Consider the following 16,680-nt stretch of genomic DNA (forward strand, 5'->3'; position numbering starts at 1 on the left):
TCACGCCTGCCTCCGGGCCGAGGCGGCCCCTAACTTCCTGGGCAACGCGTGCGACACGGCGCTGATGGAACCCGCGCCCATCGTCAGCAGCACGTCGCCGGGCTTCAGCACGGCGCGTAGTGCTTCATCCAGGTGCTCGACCTTTTCCACGAACACCGGCTCGACCTTGCCGCGCGTGCGGATCGCGCGGCAGATGGCGCGCCCGTCGGCCGCGGCGATCGGCGCCTCGCCGGCGGCGTACACCTCGGTGACCAGCAGCGCGTCGCCGGTGGACAGCACCGTGGCGAAGTCGTCGAGCAGGTCGCGCGTGCGCGTGTAGCGATGCGGCTGGAACGCCAGCACGACGCGGCGGCCCGCGTATCCCTGCCGGATCGCATCGAGCGTCGCGGCGATTTCCGTCGGGTGGTGGCCATAGTCGTCGACCACCGTGACCGGATCGCCGCCGCCGGCCAGCCTGATGTCGGCGACGTGTGTGAGACGCCGGTCGATGCCCTGGAAGTTCGCGAGCGCGCGCTGAATCGCCTCGTGCGCGATGCCGATCTCGAGCGCGACGGCAATGGCCGCGAGCGAATTCAGCACGTTGTGCAGTCCGGGTAGATTGACGGTGACCGGCAGGCGCAGACCGTCGGCGCGGCGCACGACGTCGAAGTGCGTGCGCAGCCCCTCGCGGCGCAGGTTCTCCGCGCGCAGGTCGGCGCCTTCCGAGAAGCCGTAGCCGACCACCGGGCGATTGACCTTGGTGAGGATTCCGCGGATGTGCGCATCGTCGACACACAGCACCGCGAGTCCGTAGAACGGCAGGTTGTGCAGGAATTCGACGAAGCTGTGCTTGAGCCGCTCGAAATCGCCGTCGTGTGTGCCGAGGTGATCGTTGTCGATGTTGGTGACGATCGCGATCATCGGGTTCAGGTGCAGGAACGACGCGTCGCTCTCGTCCGCTTCGGCGACCAGGTATTTGCCGGCGCCGAGCCGCGCATTGGTGCCGGCGCTCTTCAACAGGCCGCCGATCACGAAGGTCGGGTCTTCGCCACCTTCGGCGAGGATCGAGGACGCGAGGCTCGTCGTCGTGGTCTTGCCATGCGTACCCGCCACCGCGATCGCGTAGCGAAAGCGCATGAGCTCGCCGAGCATCTCGGCGCGGCGCACGACCGGAATACGGCGCGACAACGCGGTCGCGACCTCGGGATTCTCGGCCGACACCGCCGTGGAGGTCACCACGACATCGGCATTGCCGACGTTTTCGGCCGCGTGGCCGATCATCACGCGCGCGCCGAGTTTCGCGAGCCGCTCCGTGACCGGGTTTGGCTTGAGGTCGCTGCCCTGCACTTCGTAACCGAGATTCACCAGCACTTCGGCGATGCCGCTCATGCCGCTGCCGCCGATGCCGACGAAGTGGATGCGATGAATGCGGCGCATGCGATCGCTCATGCGGCCTCCAGCTGCCCGAGGCAGACGGCGGCCAGCTCTTCGGCGGCGCGCGGCTTCGCGACGAGTCGCGCGCGTTCGGCCATCGCCAGTAGTTTGCCGCGCTGGCACAGCGTCTTGAGCTCGGCTGCGAGCCGCTCGGCGGTCAGCTCACGGTCCGCGATCAGCACGGCGGCGCCTTCGCGCACCAGGTATTGCGCGTTGACGGTCTGGTGATCGTCGACCGCGGCGGGAAACGGCACCAGCACCGCGGCCACGCCGACGGCGGCGAGTTCGGAAATCGTCAGTGCCCCGGCGCGGCAGATCACGAGATCCGCGTCGGCGTAGGCGCGCGCCATGTCGTCGATGAACGGCGAGACGTCGGCAGCCACCCCCGCCTGCGCATACGCGGCGCGCGCCGCGTCGATGCCGTTGACGCCGGCCTGGTGGCGGACGCGCAGCGAGAGGCCGGATTGCGCCACCGCGAACGGCACCACGGCATTGAGCCGCGACGCCCCCAAACTACCGCCGACCACCAGCAGGCGCAGCGCGCCCTCGCGGCGCGCGAAACGCTCCGCCGGCGGCGGCTGCATGACGATGTCGGCGCGCACCGGGTTGCCCACGACGCGGACATCGACGCCTCTCGGAAACGCATTCGGGAACGCGGCGAGCACTCGGCGCGACAGATGCGCGAGACAACGGTTGGAATAACCGGCGATCGCATTCTGTTCGTGGATGACGAGCGGCCGCCGCGTGAGCCAGGCCGCCACGCCACCCGGGCCCGTGACGAAACCACCGAAGCCGACCACCAGCGCCGGGTTGCGGCGCCGGACGATCCGCAGCGCCTGCCAGATCGAATGCGCGAGTTTGAACGGCGCCGCCAGCAAGGTGATCGCACCCTTGCCGCGCAGGCCGCTCATGGAGAGCCACTCGATCTCTATCTTCTCGGCCGGCACGATGCGCGCTTCCAGTCCGCGCTGCGTACCGAGCCAGACGACTTCATGCGAGGCGGCGCGCAGCAGGCGCGCCAGGGCCAGCGCGGGGAACACGTGCCCGCCGGTGCCACCGGCCATGATGAGGATCGGGCGCGAGGTCACGGCGGCCTGCGGGGAGGTCATGCCGTGGCTCCCGCGATGCGCGCCGGCCGCGCGTCGTTGGCGCCACGCGCTGTCGCCATGCCGCGCGTGTTCTGCATGGCTTCGTGGTAGACCCGCAGCAGTAACCCGACCCAGGCCAGCGTGACGATCATGCTCGAGCGGCCGTAACTCATGAGCGGCAGCGTCAGGCCTTTGGTGGGCAACACGCCCATGTTCACGCCGATGTTGATCAGCGCCTGTGCGCCGAGCCACAACCCGAATCCGGCGGCCAGGTAGGCCTGGAAACGCAGGCCGGCGCGCGAAGCGAGCTGAGCGATCCAGAAGCTGCGCCACACCAGCGCGATGAACAGCGCCAGTGTCAAGGCGACGCCGACCAGGCCGAGCTCCTCGGCCAGCACCGCGAACAGGAAATCGGTATGTGCCTCGGGTAGATAGAACAGCTTCTGCACGCTTTCGCCCAGGCCGACGCCGAACCATTCGCCGCGGCCGATCGCGATCAGCGATTGCGTGAGCTGGAAGCCGCTGTTGAACGGATCCGCCCACGGATCGAGGAAGGACGTGACGCGTGCCATGCGGTACGGCACGAGCATCACCAGCAGCGCCATCGCGCCCGCCCCGGCGGCCGCCGTGAGCAGCACGTATCGCAGGCGCGCGCCGGCGATGAACAGGATGCCGAAGCCCGAAACGAACAGCACCGACGCCGCGCCGAAATCCGGCTCGGCCAGCAGCAGCAACGCGATGAACCCCAGGAGACCGATGGGTTTGATCAACCCCATCGCCGTGCTGCGCAGTTCCTGTTCTCGGCGCACCGCGTAACTCGCGATGAAGATCAGCACCAGCACGCGCGCGAGCTCGGAAGCCTGGAAGTTGAAGCCGAGGACGCGGATCCAGCGCCGGCTGCCGTTGACCACGTGGCCGAGGCCCGGAATCAGCACGAAGAACAGCAACGCCACCGCCGCGATCAGCAGCGGCCAGGCCATCTTCTCCAGGTAGTCGGTGCGGATGCAGAACACCAGCGCGGCGAGGACGAAGCCGATGCAGCACAACACCAGCTGGCGTTCTAGATAGGAGAACGCATTGCCCGATTCCTTGCTCGCGATCGAGATGGATGCGGAGGTGACCATGATCAGCCCCAGCAATACGATGGCGGCGACCAGCGACAAGGCCACCGCGTCGATGTGCAGCGCGCGCGCCTTGCCGCTCATTTCGCCGCTCCCGGAACGAGTTCTTTCACGGCGGCGGCGAACACGTTGCCGCGATGCGCATAGTCGCGAAACATGTCGAGGCTCGAGCAGGCCGGCGACAACAACACGGTGTCGCCCGGCTGCGCGAACCGCGCCGCGGCCTGCACGGCTTCTTCCATCGAATTCACTCGCGCGGTGTGGCAGATGCCAGCCAGCGCGGTTTCGATCAGGCCGGCGTCACGACCCAACAACACGGCGGTGCGCACTTTGCCGCGAAAGGCGGGTGCGAGCGGCGAGAAGTCCTGACCCTTGCCGTCACCGCCAGCGATCACCACCAGCGGACCGGCGAGGCCGTTGACCGCGGCCAGCGTGGCGCCGACGTTGGTGCCCTTCGAATCGTCGATGTAACGCACGTTCGCGAGATCTGCCACCCATTGCGAGCGGTGCGGCAGCCCGGTGAAATCGCGCAGTTCATCGAGCATCGGCGAGAGCGGCAGACGCAACGCGTCGCCGAGTGCGAGGGTTGCCAATGCGTTCGAAGCGTTGTGCCGGCCGGAGATCTTGAGCGCGGCGAGCGGCAGCAACGCCGAACCGCGCCGCGCCAGCCACGGCTGCTTATCCGAGGGCGGCGTGACCAGGCTGAAATCGGCCTTCGGGTCGAGCAGGCTGAACGAGATCACGCGCTGGCCCGTGCGCGGCATGCGCAGCACCTCGGGCTCGTCGGCGTTCACCACCGCGGTCTCGCTGTTGGCGTAGATCCGCGCCTTCGATGCGGCGTAGTGATCCAGCGTCGCGTAACGATCCATGTGATCCGCGGAGACGTTGAGCACCACCGCAGCCTTGAGCTTGAGCGAGTGCGTGGTGTCGAGCTGGAACGACGACAACTCGAGCACGTACAGATCGGTGGGCCCGCGATCCAGCAGGTCGAGCGCCGGCTGGCCGAGATTGCCGCCGACACGCACGCGTACGCCGGCGCGCTCGGCCATGCGGCCTAACAAGGTCGTCACGGTGCTCTTGCCGTTGGTGCCGGTGATGCCGACCACGGGTGCATCCGCGGCGCGCGCGAACAATTCGATGTCGCCGACGATGTCGAGGCCGCGCGCACGCGCCTGCACGAAGAACGGGTCGTCGAGCGGCACGCCCGGCGAGGTCACGACGATGTCGGCCTTTTCCAGCAGCCGTGCGTCGAATCCCCCGGTACGCGCCACGACGGCGGCACCCAACGCTTTGACACCCGCCAGCTCCGGCGGCGCCTCGCGACTGTCGGTCAACGCGATGCGAAAACCGCTGCGCTGCAAGTGCCGGGCGACCGACAAGCCGGTGCGGCCCATGCCGACGATCACAGCGTTGCGCGCGGTTTGTGCGGCCTGGGCGGTCATCGCAGTTTCAGGGTCGCGAGCCCTGCCAGCACGAGGAGGAAGGCAATGATCCAGAAACGCACGATCACCTTCGGCTCAGTCCAGCCCTTGAGCTCGAAGTGATGGTGGATAGGCGCCATGCGGAAGACGCGTTTGCCGGTCAGCTTGAACGACGCGACCTGGATGATCACCGACGCCGTTTCGATGACGAAGATGCCGCCCATGATCAGCGCCACGACTTCCTGCCGGACGATCACGGCAATGGTGCCGAGCGCGGCGCCGAGCGCCAACGCGCCGATGTCGCCCATGAACACCTGCGCGGGATAGGTGTTGAACCACAGGAACCCGAGCCCTGCGCCGGCCAGTGCACCACAGAAGATGAGCAGCTCGCCCGCGCCGGGAACCGCGGGAATGTCGAGGTACTGCACCAGCTTCGCGTTGCCGCTGGCGTAGGCGAATACGCCCAGCGCCACCGCGACCATGACGGCCGGCATGATCGCCAGCCCGTCGAGCCCGTCGGTCAGGTTCACCGCATTACTCATGCCGACGATCATGAAATACGTGAGCACGATGAACGCCGCGGCCGTCATCGGCACTGCGAAGTTCTTGAAGAACGGTAGATAGAGCGTGGTCTCGGACGGCGCCTTCGCCGTGTAGAACAGGAACACGGCCGCCACCAATCCGACCAGCGACTGCCAGGAATACTTGTAACGCGCAATGAGACCCTTCGGATTCTTCTTCGCAAGCTTGAGGTAGTCGTCCCAGAAGCCGATCAGGCCGAAGAAGAACGTGACGCCGAGCACCACCCAGACGAATCGATTGGATAGATCCGCCCACAGCAGCGTGCTGACGAAGATCGCCACGAGGATGAGCAACCCGCCCATGGTCGGCGTGCCGGCCTTCGAAAAATGCGACTTCGGGCCATCGTCGCGCACCACCTGGCCAATCTGCCCGCCCTTCAACCGCTCGATCATCCAGGGGCCGATGAACAGCGCCAGCAGCAGCGCGGACATCACGGCGAAAATCGCGCGCAACGTCAGGTACGAGAAGACGTTGAATCCCGAGTAGTGAGGCGTGAGTATCTTGGCGAGCCAATACAGCATTTGTTCAGTGTCCGTGACTTGCGCCGGCACCCGTCAGGGCCTCCACGACGCGCTCCAGCCGATTCGAGCGCGACCCCTTGACCAGTACGCAGACCTCGCGCGTGAGTTCCGAATTGACCGCCCTTGCCATTGCTTCCGTATCCGAAAACCATTCGCCGCCCGAGCCGAACGCCTCGACCGCGAGCGCCGACAACTTGCCGGTGGCAAACAACCGGTCGATGCGGTGGTTGCGCGCGAAGCGGCCGATGTCCTGATGGCTCTCGAGGCCGTGATCGCCGAGCTCGCCCATGTCGCCCATCACCAGCCAGCGCCGCGCGTCGACGTTGGCCAGCACTTCGATGCCAGCCTTCATCGAACTCGGGTTGGCGTTGTAAGAGTCGTCCACGATCCAGGCACCGCTGGGCGCGGTTTTGAACTGCAATCGGCCAGGAACCGGGCGCATTGTGGCAAGGCCGAGCCGCACGTCTTCGAGCGAAGCGCCGGCAGCACAGGCGGCGGCCGCGGCGCACAACGCGTTCGCGACGTTGTGCTGGCCGGCGAGGTGCAATTCGATCGGCGTGTTTCCGGACGGCGCGGTCAATTTGAAACGCGTGACGAAACCGCCGGCATCGATGGCGGTATGGATGTCGCCGGCGGAAAAATCCGCGGCGCCTGTGATACCGAACGTGACGATGCGCGCGCGCGTCATGGAGCGCCACAGCGGCGCGAATTCGTCGTCGGCATTGATGATCGCGGTGTGCGCGGAGTCGAGGTCCGCGATCATCTCGCCTTCGGCGCGCGCCGCGCCCTCGATGCTGCCGAATCCTTCGAGATGTTCCGCACCCGCATTGGTGATGAGCCCGACCGTCGGACGCGCCAGCTTGCACAGCGCCGCGACTTCTCCCGGATGGTTGGCGCCGATCTCGATCACCGCGACGCGATGCGTCGCATCGAGACGATGCAGCGTGAGCGGAACGCCGATGTGATTGTTGAGGCTGCCACGCGTGGCGAGCGTCGCGCCGGTGCGCGCCAGGATGACGCCCAGCATTTCCTTCACGGTGGTCTTGCCGTTGCTGCCGGCGACTCCCACCACGGGCAATGTGAACTGCGCGCGCCACGCGGCCGAGGAGTTGGTCAGCGCTTCCTGCGTGTCGCCCACCAGCACCTGCGCCAGCGGGCGGTCGACGCGTGTGTCCACCACCGCACCGGCGGCGCCCGCGGTTTCCGCGGCCGAGATGAAATCGTTGGCGTTGAAACGCGGCCCGCGCAACGCGACGAACAGTTCGCCGGGTTTGATCGTGCGCGTGTCGGTCGACACGCCGGTGTAGGCACGATCGGCGCCGATCAGTTCGCCGCCGCAGGTCCTCGCGAAAGACGACAGGCTGCGATTCATGCCGCACCGCCGGTGCGCGCGCCGAGCGCAGCCTTCACGACCTGCTGGTCGCTGAAGGCGCGCTTTTCGCGGCCGTAGATCTGGTAGTCCTCGTGTCCCTTGCCGGCGATCAACACGACGTCGGCCGGCGCGGCGCGCGTCAGCGACTCGCGGATCGCGGCGCCGCGATCGTGTTCGACGCGAAACGCGCGGCCGGCCGGAACTCCTCGCGCAATGTCCGCGACGATGGTTTGCGGCGACTCGGTGCGCGGATTGTCGTCGGTCAGCAGGATGTCGTCGGCGAGTTCCGCCGCGATCGCGCCCATGAGCGGACGTTTGCCCGCGTCGCGATCGCCGCCGCAACCGAACACCACCGCGAGCCGGCCGGCGCAATGCGCCCGCGCCGCGGACAAGGCCTTGTGCAGGGCATCGGGCGTATGTGCGTAGTCGACCACCGCGAGCGGTGCGTTCCCGCCGCCGAAGGTTTCCATGCGGCCGGGCGCGGCGCGCACCTGCGACAACACGCGGATCACCTGCTCGAGATCCAGGTCCCAGTCGAGCAGCACCGCGATCACGGTCAGCAGGTTGTCGACATTGAAGTCGCCCATCAGCGGCGCGGTCAACGCGCCGGTTCCCCAGCTCGAATCGAATTCCAGCTCGATGCCGCGCGTCGACAGCGAGACGTGCATGGCGCGGACGAAACCCGCCGCCGCGCGTGTGTGCGACTGGTGCCCGCGGCTGGTGACGATCAGCCGGCCGCGGCCTTTCGGATCGATGGCCAGTTGCCGCCCAAACGCGTCGTCGACGTTGATCACGCGCGATTTCAGGTCCGCGCGCGTGAACAGCCGCGTCTTCGCCGCGCCATAGTTTTCCATGGTGCCGTGGTAATCGAGATGATCGCGCGTCAGGTTGGTGAACGCCGCGGTACGAAACCGCACGGCACCGACGCGCGATTGATCGAGCGCGTGTGAGGAGACTTCCATCGCGACGCTGGCGGCCCCGTCGGCGCGCAACTCGGACAAGGTCCGCTGCACGGTGACGGCGTCGCCGGTGGTCAGGGCGCTGGCGCGCAAGGCGCGCGGCCGGCCGGTGCCGATCGTGCCCATGTACGCTGCCGGACGGCCGGCGATCTCCAGCGCCTGCGCCAGTAGATAGGCGCAGGTGGTCTTGCCGTTCGTGCCGGTGATGCCGGCGATGGACAATCCCTGCGACGGGGTGCCGAAGAAACGGTCGGCGATCGCGCTGGCGTGTTCGCGCAGGTTGGGCACGGGCGCAACCACGATCTCGGACGGCAGGTCGGGCACCACCGCCACCGGCGCGGGCTCCCACAACACGGCGCGCGCGCCATTGGCGACCGCTTGCGGCGCGTAGGCCAAGCCGTGTTCCGCGGATCCGCGCACCGCGAGGAAGGCGCAGCCGGGACGCGCGGCGCGCCCGTCCTGCGTGAGATCGCTGACTTCCACGTCGTGCGGCAGCGCGGCCAGACCGTCCAGCAACCTCGCGAGACTCTGCGTGGCGGCGCTCACCGCGTGGCCACCTGCCGATGGGACGCCGGCGGTTCGGTTTCATCGGCGACCGGCGCATCCGGCGGGACGGCGAGCAGGCGCAACGCACCACCGACCACGCCCGCGAACACCGGCGCGGCCACATCGCCGCCGTAGTATTTGCCCGCGCCCGGCTCGTCGATCATGACGACCGCGGCCAGCCGCGGATTACTCGCCGGCGCGACGCCGCCGAACACGGCGAGATATCGATCGGTGGCATAACCGCCGGCGGTGGCCTTCCACGCAGTGCCGGTCTTGCCGGCCACGGTGTAACCGGGAATCGCCGCCTGTTTGCCGCCGCCATCCGGGGCCACCACGGCCTCGAGCAGATGCACCAGCGTATGGGCGACGCCATCGTCGAGCGCGCGCTCACCGGGCGGCGGCGTCTCGACGCGCAGGAAGGAGATCGGCCGCGAAATACCGAAAGACGCGACCGTCGCGTAGGCGTGCGCGAGCTGCAGCGGCGTGATCGACAGGCCGTAGCCGCGCGACATCGACGAAATGCCCACCGGCCGCCAGTGCGAGTAGTGAGGCAGCAAGCCGGCCGATTCGCCCGGATAACCGCTGGTCGTGACCTGGCCGAAGCCGAGCGCGGTCAACGTGCCGTACATCTGCGCCGGCTCGAGCGACAGCGCGACCTTGGTCATGCCGACGTTGGAGCTCTTCGCCAGGATGGTCGCGAGCCCGATCGCGCCCAGGTTGTGCGGATCTTCGAGTAGTTTGGCGCCGACCTTGATGTAGCCCGGGTTGGTGTCGATGATGCTGCGATCGTCGAACCGGCCGGAGGCGAGCCCCGCCGCCACGACGAACGGCTTGATCGACGAACCCGGCTCGACGATGTCGGTGACCGCGCGGTTGCGATAGACCTTCGCGTTGATCTGGTCGCGATCGTTCGGGTTGTAGGTAGGCTGGTTGACCATCGCCAGCACTTCGCCCGTGGCGACGTCGAGCACGATCACCGAGCCGGACTTGGCGCGCTGATCGCGGATCGCGGCCTTCAACTCGCGATACGCGAGGTACTGGATGCGCAGGTCGATGGACAAGACGAGGTTGCGCCCCGGCCGCATCGCGCGAATCTCTTCGACGTTCTGCACGATCTTGCCGTAACGATCCTGGATGACGCGCTTCGCGCCGTCCTCACCCGCCAGCCAGTGATCGAACGCGAGCTCGAGGCCCTCCTGGCCCTCATCGTCGACGCTGGTGAACCCCAGGATGTGGCCCGCGACTTCGCCGGCCGGGTAGTAGCGGCGGTACTCGCGCATGAGATACACGCCGGGAATCTCCAGCGCGCGGATCTTCTGTGCCTCCGACGGCTGCATGTGCCGCGCGAGATAGAGGAATTCGCGATCGAGATTCGAGGTCAGACGCCGCGCGATGTCGTTCTTGTCGCGCTTCAGCGCCTTCGCGAGGCGCGGCAGCTGGTCGCTCGCGAGCGCCAGCTCCTTCGGATTCACCCACACCGAATCGACCGGCGTCGAGACCGCGAGCGGCTCTCCATAGCGGTCGGTGATCGTGCCGCGCGTCGCCGTGATCTCGGCCACACGCGTGAAACGCGCATCGCCCTGGCCGGCGAGGAACTTGTGATCCTTGAGCTGCAGCTCGACCGCGCGCCAGGTGAGCCCCAGCGCACCGCAGACCAAGAGCCCGAGCACGAAATTCGCGCGCCAGCGGAAACCCCGCGCCTCGTCGCGCGGCGCACCCGCACTGCTCTCGCCACGGCCGCGGGGCTCGCGGCGTTTGCCCGGAAATACCTTCATGGGCGCGCGTTCACGGCGACACCAGCTCGATGTCCTTCGGCGGCGGCATCGCCATCTTGAGCTTGGTGCCGGCCACGTTTTCCACGAACGCGTGCGTCGACCAGGCGCTCTGCTCGAGCTGCAGCTGGCCCCATTCGATTTCGAGGTTGTCGCGCCGCACGTTGAGACGCTCGAGCTCGACGAACAACTCGCGCGCCCGGTGCTTGGAGTAGATAGCCCCGGCGGCCGAGGCGAGCGCCGCAATCCACAACACCGGCACCGCCAGCAGCAGCAGCTTGTTCGAGGGACCGGCCATCAGCGCAGCTTCTCGGCGACGCGCAGCACGCTCGAACGCGCGCGCGGATTGGCGGCGGTTTCCGCTTCGCTCGCGCGTGTCTTGCTGCCGATGCGTTTCAACCGCGGCTGCGCGGAATCCGGAATCAGCGGCAGGCCCGCAAACACCGGATCGACCGTCGAGTGGCCCTGGATGAACTGCTTGGCGATGCGGTCTTCGAGCGAATGGAAGCTGATGACCGCGAGCCGGCCGCCGACCTCGAGCAGGTCGAGCGCGCCAGCGAGCGCGCGCCGCAGCTGTCCGAGTTCGTCGTTGACGTGCATACGCAGCGCCTGGAACGTGCGGGTCGCAGGGTTCTTGCCCGGCTCGCGCGTGCGCACCGCGCGCGCGACGAGTTCGGCCAGCTGAAGCGTGCGCGTCAGCGGATGCGCGGCGCGGTTGGCGACGATGGCCCCTGCGATGCGCCGTGCGAAGCGCTCTTCTCCCATCGTCGCGATCACCTCGCGAATCTCAGGCTCGCCCGCTCGCGCGAGCCATGCGGAAACCGGTTCGCCGCTCGTCGGGTCCATGCGCATGTCGAGCGGGCCGTCCGCCCGGAAGCTGAAACCGCGTGCGGGGTCATCGAGCTGCGGCGAGGAGACGCCGAGGTCGAACAAGATGCCGCGCACGGCCCGGCCCGAAACGAGCCCCGGCACGCGCGCGGCGATATCGGCAAACGGCGCGCCGACGAGCGCAAGCCGCACTTCGTCGGGAAAACGGCGGTGGCCGGCCTCGATGGCCGCCGGGTCGCGGTCGAACGCGAGCACGCGCCCTTCGGAGCCGAGTGCCCCGAGGATGAGTGCCGTGTGACCGCCGCGCCCGAACGTCGCATCTATATATAGGCCGTCCGCTTGCACAGCGAGTGCCTCGAACGCTTCCCGGGCAAGCACCGGAACGTGTGCGTTCAAACCACTGCTCCTAACAAGCGGCTGTCAGTCCGCCCCCATTTTCAAACGCCTTTGCCACCTGGACACCGGCCGCACAGCGGATCGGCATCCCACCCCATTGACCATCACATCGACTTCCGACGCTCATGCGCCGGGTCTCAAAGAGTCAGCGAATCCAGTTCCGCCGCGAGCCCGGTCTCGGCCGCTTCGTTCGACAGCCACAGGTTGCGGCGCTCGTTCCAGCGTCCCTCTTCCCACAGCTCGCAGCGATTGCCCTGACCGACCAGCATTCCGCGCCGCTCGAGCAGCGCGAACTCGCGCAACTCGGCCGGCAACAGCAAACGTCCGTGTCCGTCCAGATCCAGCTCGGTGGCATGACCCACCATCAGCCGCTGCAGCCGTCGCGCCTGCGCGTGCAGCGACGGCAGGCTCATCAACTTGCGTTCGATCTGTTCCCAGTCGGGCAAGGGGTAAAGGAGGAGGCATTGATCCCGATCCACCGTGACAACCAGCTTTCCCTGGCTTCTTTCGAGTGCGTGCTCCCGATACCGGGTGGGCAGAACCATCCGGCCCTTGTCGTCCAAGGAAACTTTTGCTGCACCGCGAAACATGAATGAATAGGCGGGTTAAGCCCATTTCTCCCCACTTTTTCCCACTTGACGCCACTATAGGAACGGCCGTGGGCGCGGTCAAGAATTAAGTCACAGAATTTTCCCGTAGCGACAGCCACTTACGTCGGATTTGGGTTGTCGCTGTGCCATAACTTGGGCACTAGCCTCTTATCGATCAGTGGCTTGTCATCGCAAGCTCATACAGTAGGTCATGAACTTGTCCGCTGTATGGCCCCCAATCGGGACTTTCGGGCCGTTTTGAACCACTAATGGGTTAATTATCCGATTAGGGGCGTCATTGAGCCAGTGGTTCCGCGGTCGCGGGCGACCGGAAACGCCGTGCGTGGCGGCGGCCAAACACCGGCCGGCCCGCGCCGTGAATTTGCCCGCACCTAACAACCCGCAGGTTGTTAGCCGTGCGCGGCCTCTAACTAAAAGAAGGAGTCGGCCTGTAAGCCGGGTTCTGTCGAGGACGATCATTCCTCTGGAATCGCCGTCACCGGCGACCTCAAGCGGCCTACCCGGAAGCGCAGGGGGACACCCGCTGCCACTTGCGTGGCGACTTCCCTATTTGGCCTTGCTCCAGGTGGGGTTTGCCGTGCCGCCGAATGTTGCCACCGGCGCGGTGCGCTCTTACCGCACCGTTTCACCCTTACCGGCGTCATTGCTGACGCTTAGGCGGTTTATTTTCTGTTGCACTTTCCGTCGGCTCACGCCGCCCAGGCGTTACCTGGCACCTCGTCCGCAGGAGCCCGGACTTTCCTCCACATTTCGCGAGAAATGCAGCGACCGTCCGGCCGACTCCGCGCGCACCATAACGACATGCCTCATCGTTCACAAGCAGCGCGGTTGGGCGCGTGGGCGCTCTTCGACGAAGGCGCCCGGCGGCGCTCGCGCCGCTCAGTCGGGCTTTTTCGAAAGCTCGAGCGCCAGCGCGTACGCGTCGTTGCGCTTCGCACCGGTGAGCCGCGCCGCCACTGCCGCCGCCTTGCTCGGCGAGAGATCCGGAAGCAACGCGCGCAGCGCGGCATCGAGCGTCACGCGCGCACCGTCCGCAACGGGCGCGCGCTGCGCGCCCTCGACCACCACGGTGATCTCTCCGCGCGTGAAGTTCGCGTCGGTGCGCGCATTCGCTGCAAGCTCCGCCAGAGTTCCGCGATACACGGTCTCAAATACCTTCGTGAGCTCGCGTGCGACGGCCGCGCGCCGGGTCGCGCCAAATGCGGCGCTCATGTCCTCAAGCGCCTCGGCAATGCGATGTGGCGCTTCGAAGAAGACCTGCGTACGCGTTTCGATCGCGAGCTCGGCAAGCCGCGTGCGCCGCTCCGCAAGCCGCGCCGGAAGAAACCCCTCAAATGAAAACCGTTCCGTCGGCAATCCGGCAATGCTGAGCGCCGCAGTAATCGCAGAAGGTCCCGGCACGGCGACCACGGTCATGCCTTCCTGCGAGACGCGCCTCACCAGCTCGAATCCCGGGTCCGACAACAGTGGTGTGCCCGCATCGCTCACCAGCGCAATGCGCGCACCGCCGCGCAGTTTCTCCAGCAGTTCGCCGATGCGCTCGGTTTCGTTGTGTTCATGCAGCGACACCAGCGGCCGCGACAACCCGAGTGTTGTCAGCAATTGCCCCGTCCTGCGCGTGTCTTCCGCCGCGATCAGCTCCGCCGCCGCGAGTTCGTCGCGCGCACGCGGCGACAGATCGCCCAGGTTGCCGATCGGCGTCGAGATCACCGCAAGACGCCCCAAGTTCGCTGCCACTATACTTCTCCACCGCGCATCGCCACCGCCACCCGTGAAGGCTATTCGACGTATGACGGCTCTGCACAGATCATTCTCGCCCGGAATTTTTACGGCGTTGGCCGTCATTGCAACGGCGCTGCTGTTGGCCGGCTGCCCAACCACTCCGGGCCGCGGCGGGCCACCCAATGTCGATCGCGCCGAAACGCTGCTGCGTTCGGGCGACCACGCGGGTGCGGCCACTATTTATGAACGGCTCGCGGCTGAAACCAGCGGCAACGACAGCGTTGAGTTCCGGCTGCGCGCCATCCGCGCGTGGCTGGCCGCGGGCCGCGCCGCCGACGCCGATCGCGTGCTCGCCAGCCTGCCCGGCGGCCTCACGCAGCTGCAGGCGCTCGAACAGGGTCTGTTGCGCATGCAGTCGGCCGTGGCGCAGGGCCGCGGCGATGATGCCTGGCGCGAGATCACCGCGATGCAGACACCCAGCGCGCCGGCGGCCGCCGCGCGTTATTACGAAGCACGCCAGTACGTCGCGGTGGCAACCGGCCATCTCGTCGATGGTATCCGCTCCGAGCTCGCGCGCGAGCGCCTGGTCGGCCCCGGCGACGCGCGTATCGCGCGCTCGGAGTTGTTAGGCCAGCTGCGCGCCGCGGCCGAACGCGGTGTGTCGCTCAACCCGCCGCCGGGCAGCGACGTCACGATTCGCGGTTGGCTCGAAGCCGCATCCGTGGCCGCGGACAATGCCCGCAATCCGACGCTCGGAGCCACGCGCATGGCGTCGTTCCGCGCGCGTTTCCCGGCTCACCCGGCGCTGGTGGCGCTGTCGGGCGAACCCGGCGTCGGCATCGAAGAGCCGGCCGCGAAACTCGAAGCCGCGCCGCACCTGGCGCTCATGCTGCCGCTGGGTGGGCGCACCTCGCTGTCGCAGGCCGCGGCCCAGATCCGCGACGGCTTCATGACCGCGTATTACCAGTTGCCGGCGAATACGCGGCCGCGATTGCGCGTCTACGACACCGCCAGCGCCTCGATCGCCGACACCGTGGCGGAGGCGAGCGCCGCCGGCGCGGAATTCATCGTCGGCCCGCTGACCCGCGAAGAAGTACTCGCGACCGCCGACCTTCTAACTACCCGCCCGCCGCTGCTGGCGCTGAATTTCCTGCCGGGCGACCGCGCGACCCCGGAGCGTTTTTTCCAGTTCGCACTGTCGCCCGAAGACGATGCGCGCGCCGTGGCGCGTTACATAGGCGCCAGTGGCCGCCGTCGCGGCGTGGTACTCACGCCCGAAGGCGACTGGGGCACTCGTGTCGCCGCGGCCTTCGATGAAGAACTGCGTTCGGCCGGCGGTTATGTGCTGGGTCAGGCGAGCTACAACAGCGCGGAGAAGGATTTCACCCCGAGCATCATGCAGGTGCTGCGCACCGACGACAGCGTCGCGCGCCAGCAGCGTATCCAGGCCGCGATCGGCCAGAAGCTCGAATTCGAAACTCCGCGCCGGCGCCCCGACATCCAGTTCATCTTCGCGCCGGGCCAGTACGTCACTGCACGCCAGTTGCGGCCGCAGCTGCGTTATCAGTTCGCAGGCGACATCCCCACGTACACACTTGGCGACGCCTACGAGCCGCACCCGTCCGCCAACCAGGAGATCGAGGGAATGATGTTCCCCGACATGCCGTGGATGTTGGGCAACGACGAACTCGTTGCCGACGTCCGTGAAGCGGCGCGGCAGGCGTTCGGAGATTCCGCCGCGAAGCGGGGCCGGCTGTTCGCCTTCGGTTATGACGCGATGCGCGTCGCGTCCGCCCTGCAGCGGAACGGCCCGATCAATCCGCAGGGGCTCACCGGCACACTCAGCATCGACGCGCAGGGGCGTGTGCGCCGCGAGCTCGACTGGGTGCGCATCAAGGGCGGCGCACCGACGCCGCTGGACGGCAACGCAACGGCGGCGGCCCCCGCGCAATGATGTAGCAAGGCAGAAACGGCATGGATCGCCGTCAGACCGGCACGCTGGCCGAAAACAGCGCCTGCGCCTTTCTCGAGGCGCAGGGCTTCACCATCGTCACGCGCAATTTCCTGCGCCGCATCGGCGAGCTCGACGTCGTGGCGCGTGCCGGCGACCTGCTCGTGGTCGCAGAAGTCCGCACCCGTGCGAGCGACCGCTTCGGTGGCGCCGCTGCCAGCGTCACCCGGCCCAAGCAGCGGCGGATCGCAGCCACGACTTCGCTGCTGTTGCAGCAGCACCGCGAATTGCGCAATTGCCGCGTGCGCTTCGATGTCATCGTTGTCAGGGACGGCAGCATCGAATGGCTCCGACAGGCATTCGATGCCTGAGCCGGT

Annotated in this window: 14 protein-coding genes and 1 other RNA gene; 2 read left to right on the plus strand and 13 right to left on the minus strand. The window is 67.4% G+C overall.

The genetic code is table 11. The features are described from left to right. From murC to rsmI, 13 genes are all read right to left on the minus strand, one after another. A complete protein-coding gene (murC, locus tag WDO72_06865) occupies positions 1-1,428 on the minus strand; it encodes a UDP-N-acetylmuramate--L-alanine ligase (GenBank protein ID MEJ0085383.1) in 1,428 nt (475 codons plus the stop codon). After that, on the minus strand, positions 1,425-2,522 hold the full coding sequence (gene murG / locus WDO72_06870; GenBank protein MEJ0085384.1) for an undecaprenyldiphospho-muramoylpentapeptide beta-N-acetylglucosaminyltransferase: 1,098 nt from the start codon (positions 2,520-2,522) through the stop codon (positions 1,425-1,427). Before murG ends, murC begins: the two co-directional genes overlap by 4 nt. Further along, positions 2,519-3,706: a putative lipid II flippase FtsW gene (gene ftsW / locus WDO72_06875; protein ID MEJ0085385.1), complete on the minus strand. Its 1,188-nt coding sequence runs from the start codon at positions 3,704-3,706 to the stop codon at positions 2,519-2,521. The genes murG and ftsW overlap by 4 nt, the downstream gene beginning before the upstream one ends. After that, on the minus strand, positions 3,703-5,064 hold the full coding sequence (gene murD, locus WDO72_06880; GenBank protein MEJ0085386.1) for a UDP-N-acetylmuramoyl-L-alanine--D-glutamate ligase: 1,362 nt from the start codon (positions 5,062-5,064) through the stop codon (positions 3,703-3,705). Before murD ends, ftsW begins: the two co-directional genes overlap by 4 nt. Continuing rightward, a complete protein-coding gene (mraY, locus tag WDO72_06885; GenBank protein ID MEJ0085387.1) occupies positions 5,061-6,146 on the minus strand; it encodes a phospho-N-acetylmuramoyl-pentapeptide-transferase in 1,086 nt (361 codons plus the stop codon). The genes murD and mraY overlap by 4 nt, the downstream gene beginning before the upstream one ends. Positions 6,147-6,150: 4 nt before the next feature. Then, a complete protein-coding gene (gene murF, locus WDO72_06890; protein MEJ0085388.1) occupies positions 6,151-7,518 on the minus strand; it encodes a UDP-N-acetylmuramoyl-tripeptide--D-alanyl-D-alanine ligase in 1,368 nt (455 codons plus the stop codon). Next, a complete protein-coding gene (locus WDO72_06895) occupies positions 7,515-9,023 on the minus strand; it encodes a UDP-N-acetylmuramoyl-L-alanyl-D-glutamate--2,6-diaminopimelate ligase (protein ID MEJ0085389.1) in 1,509 nt (502 codons plus the stop codon). The genes murF and WDO72_06895 overlap by 4 nt, the downstream gene beginning before the upstream one ends. Further along, complete coding sequence (locus WDO72_06900) at positions 9,020-10,798, minus strand: penicillin-binding transpeptidase domain-containing protein (GenBank protein ID MEJ0085390.1); 1,779 nt, start codon at positions 10,796-10,798, stop codon at positions 9,020-9,022. Before WDO72_06900 ends, WDO72_06895 begins: the two co-directional genes overlap by 4 nt. A gap of 10 nt (positions 10,799-10,808) precedes the next feature. Continuing rightward, positions 10,809-11,093 (minus strand): cell division protein FtsL, encoded by a 285-nt coding sequence (ftsL, locus tag WDO72_06905; protein MEJ0085391.1) that lies wholly within the window; start codon positions 11,091-11,093, stop codon positions 10,809-10,811. Next, positions 11,093-12,019: a 16S rRNA (cytosine(1402)-N(4))-methyltransferase RsmH gene (gene rsmH, locus WDO72_06910; protein ID MEJ0085392.1), complete on the minus strand. Its 927-nt coding sequence runs from the start codon at positions 12,017-12,019 to the stop codon at positions 11,093-11,095. Before rsmH ends, ftsL begins: the two co-directional genes overlap by 1 nt. A 137-nt stretch (positions 12,020-12,156) precedes the next feature. Continuing rightward, positions 12,157-12,609, minus strand: a complete 453-nt coding sequence (gene mraZ, locus WDO72_06915) for a division/cell wall cluster transcriptional repressor MraZ (protein MEJ0085393.1) — start codon at positions 12,607-12,609, stop codon at positions 12,157-12,159. Positions 12,610-13,045: 436 nt separating this feature from the next. Then, positions 13,046-13,414: RNase P RNA component class A (gene rnpB / locus WDO72_06920), an RNA gene on the minus strand. A gap of 95 nt (positions 13,415-13,509) precedes the next feature. Beyond that, a complete protein-coding gene (rsmI, locus tag WDO72_06925) occupies positions 13,510-14,367 on the minus strand; it encodes a 16S rRNA (cytidine(1402)-2'-O)-methyltransferase (protein MEJ0085394.1) in 858 nt (285 codons plus the stop codon). Positions 14,368-14,464: 97 nt separating this feature from the next. Between rsmI and WDO72_06930 the strand changes: the two genes are divergently transcribed. After that, positions 14,465-16,306, plus strand: a complete 1,842-nt coding sequence (locus WDO72_06930) for a penicillin-binding protein activator (protein MEJ0085395.1) — start codon at positions 14,465-14,467, stop codon at positions 16,304-16,306. Between the two features lie 20 nt (positions 16,307-16,326). Continuing rightward, positions 16,327-16,674, plus strand: coding sequence for a YraN family protein (locus tag WDO72_06935; GenBank protein ID MEJ0085396.1), 348 nt, complete (start codon positions 16,327-16,329; stop codon positions 16,672-16,674). The last annotated feature ends 6 nt before the right edge of the window (positions 16,675-16,680 follow it).

The sequence above is a fragment of the Pseudomonadota bacterium genome (assembly GCA_037200975.1).
In the GTDB taxonomy this organism is placed as follows: domain Bacteria; phylum Pseudomonadota; class Gammaproteobacteria; order Steroidobacterales; family Steroidobacteraceae; genus CADEED01.

Excerpts from the sequence above, each read along its gene's own strand:
- murC (MEJ0085383.1), bottom strand. The coding sequence starts at position 1,428 with ATGAGCGATCGCATGCGCCGCATTCATCGCATCCACTTCGTCGGCATC.
- murG (MEJ0085384.1), bottom strand. The coding sequence starts at position 2,522 with ATGACCTCCCCGCAGGCCGCCGTGACCTCGCGCCCGATCCTCATCATG.
- ftsW (MEJ0085385.1), bottom strand. The coding sequence starts at position 3,706 with ATGAGCGGCAAGGCGCGCGCGCTGCACATCGACGCGGTGGCCTTGTCG.
- murD (MEJ0085386.1), bottom strand. The coding sequence starts at position 5,064 with ATGACCGCCCAGGCCGCACAAACCGCGCGCAACGCTGTGATCGTCGGC.
- mraY (MEJ0085387.1), bottom strand. The coding sequence starts at position 6,146 with ATGCTGTATTGGCTCGCCAAGATACTCACGCCTCACTACTCGGGATTC.
- murF (MEJ0085388.1), bottom strand. The coding sequence starts at position 7,518 with ATGAATCGCAGCCTGTCGTCTTTCGCGAGGACCTGCGGCGGCGAACTG.
- WDO72_06900 (MEJ0085390.1), bottom strand. The coding sequence starts at position 10,798 with ATGAAGGTATTTCCGGGCAAACGCCGCGAGCCCCGCGGCCGTGGCGAG.
- ftsL (MEJ0085391.1), bottom strand. The coding sequence starts at position 11,093 with ATGGCCGGTCCCTCGAACAAGCTGCTGCTGCTGGCGGTGCCGGTGTTG.
- mraZ (MEJ0085393.1), bottom strand. The coding sequence starts at position 12,609 with ATGTTTCGCGGTGCAGCAAAAGTTTCCTTGGACGACAAGGGCCGGATG.
- WDO72_06935 (MEJ0085396.1), top strand. The coding sequence starts at position 16,327 with ATGGATCGCCGTCAGACCGGCACGCTGGCCGAAAACAGCGCCTGCGCC.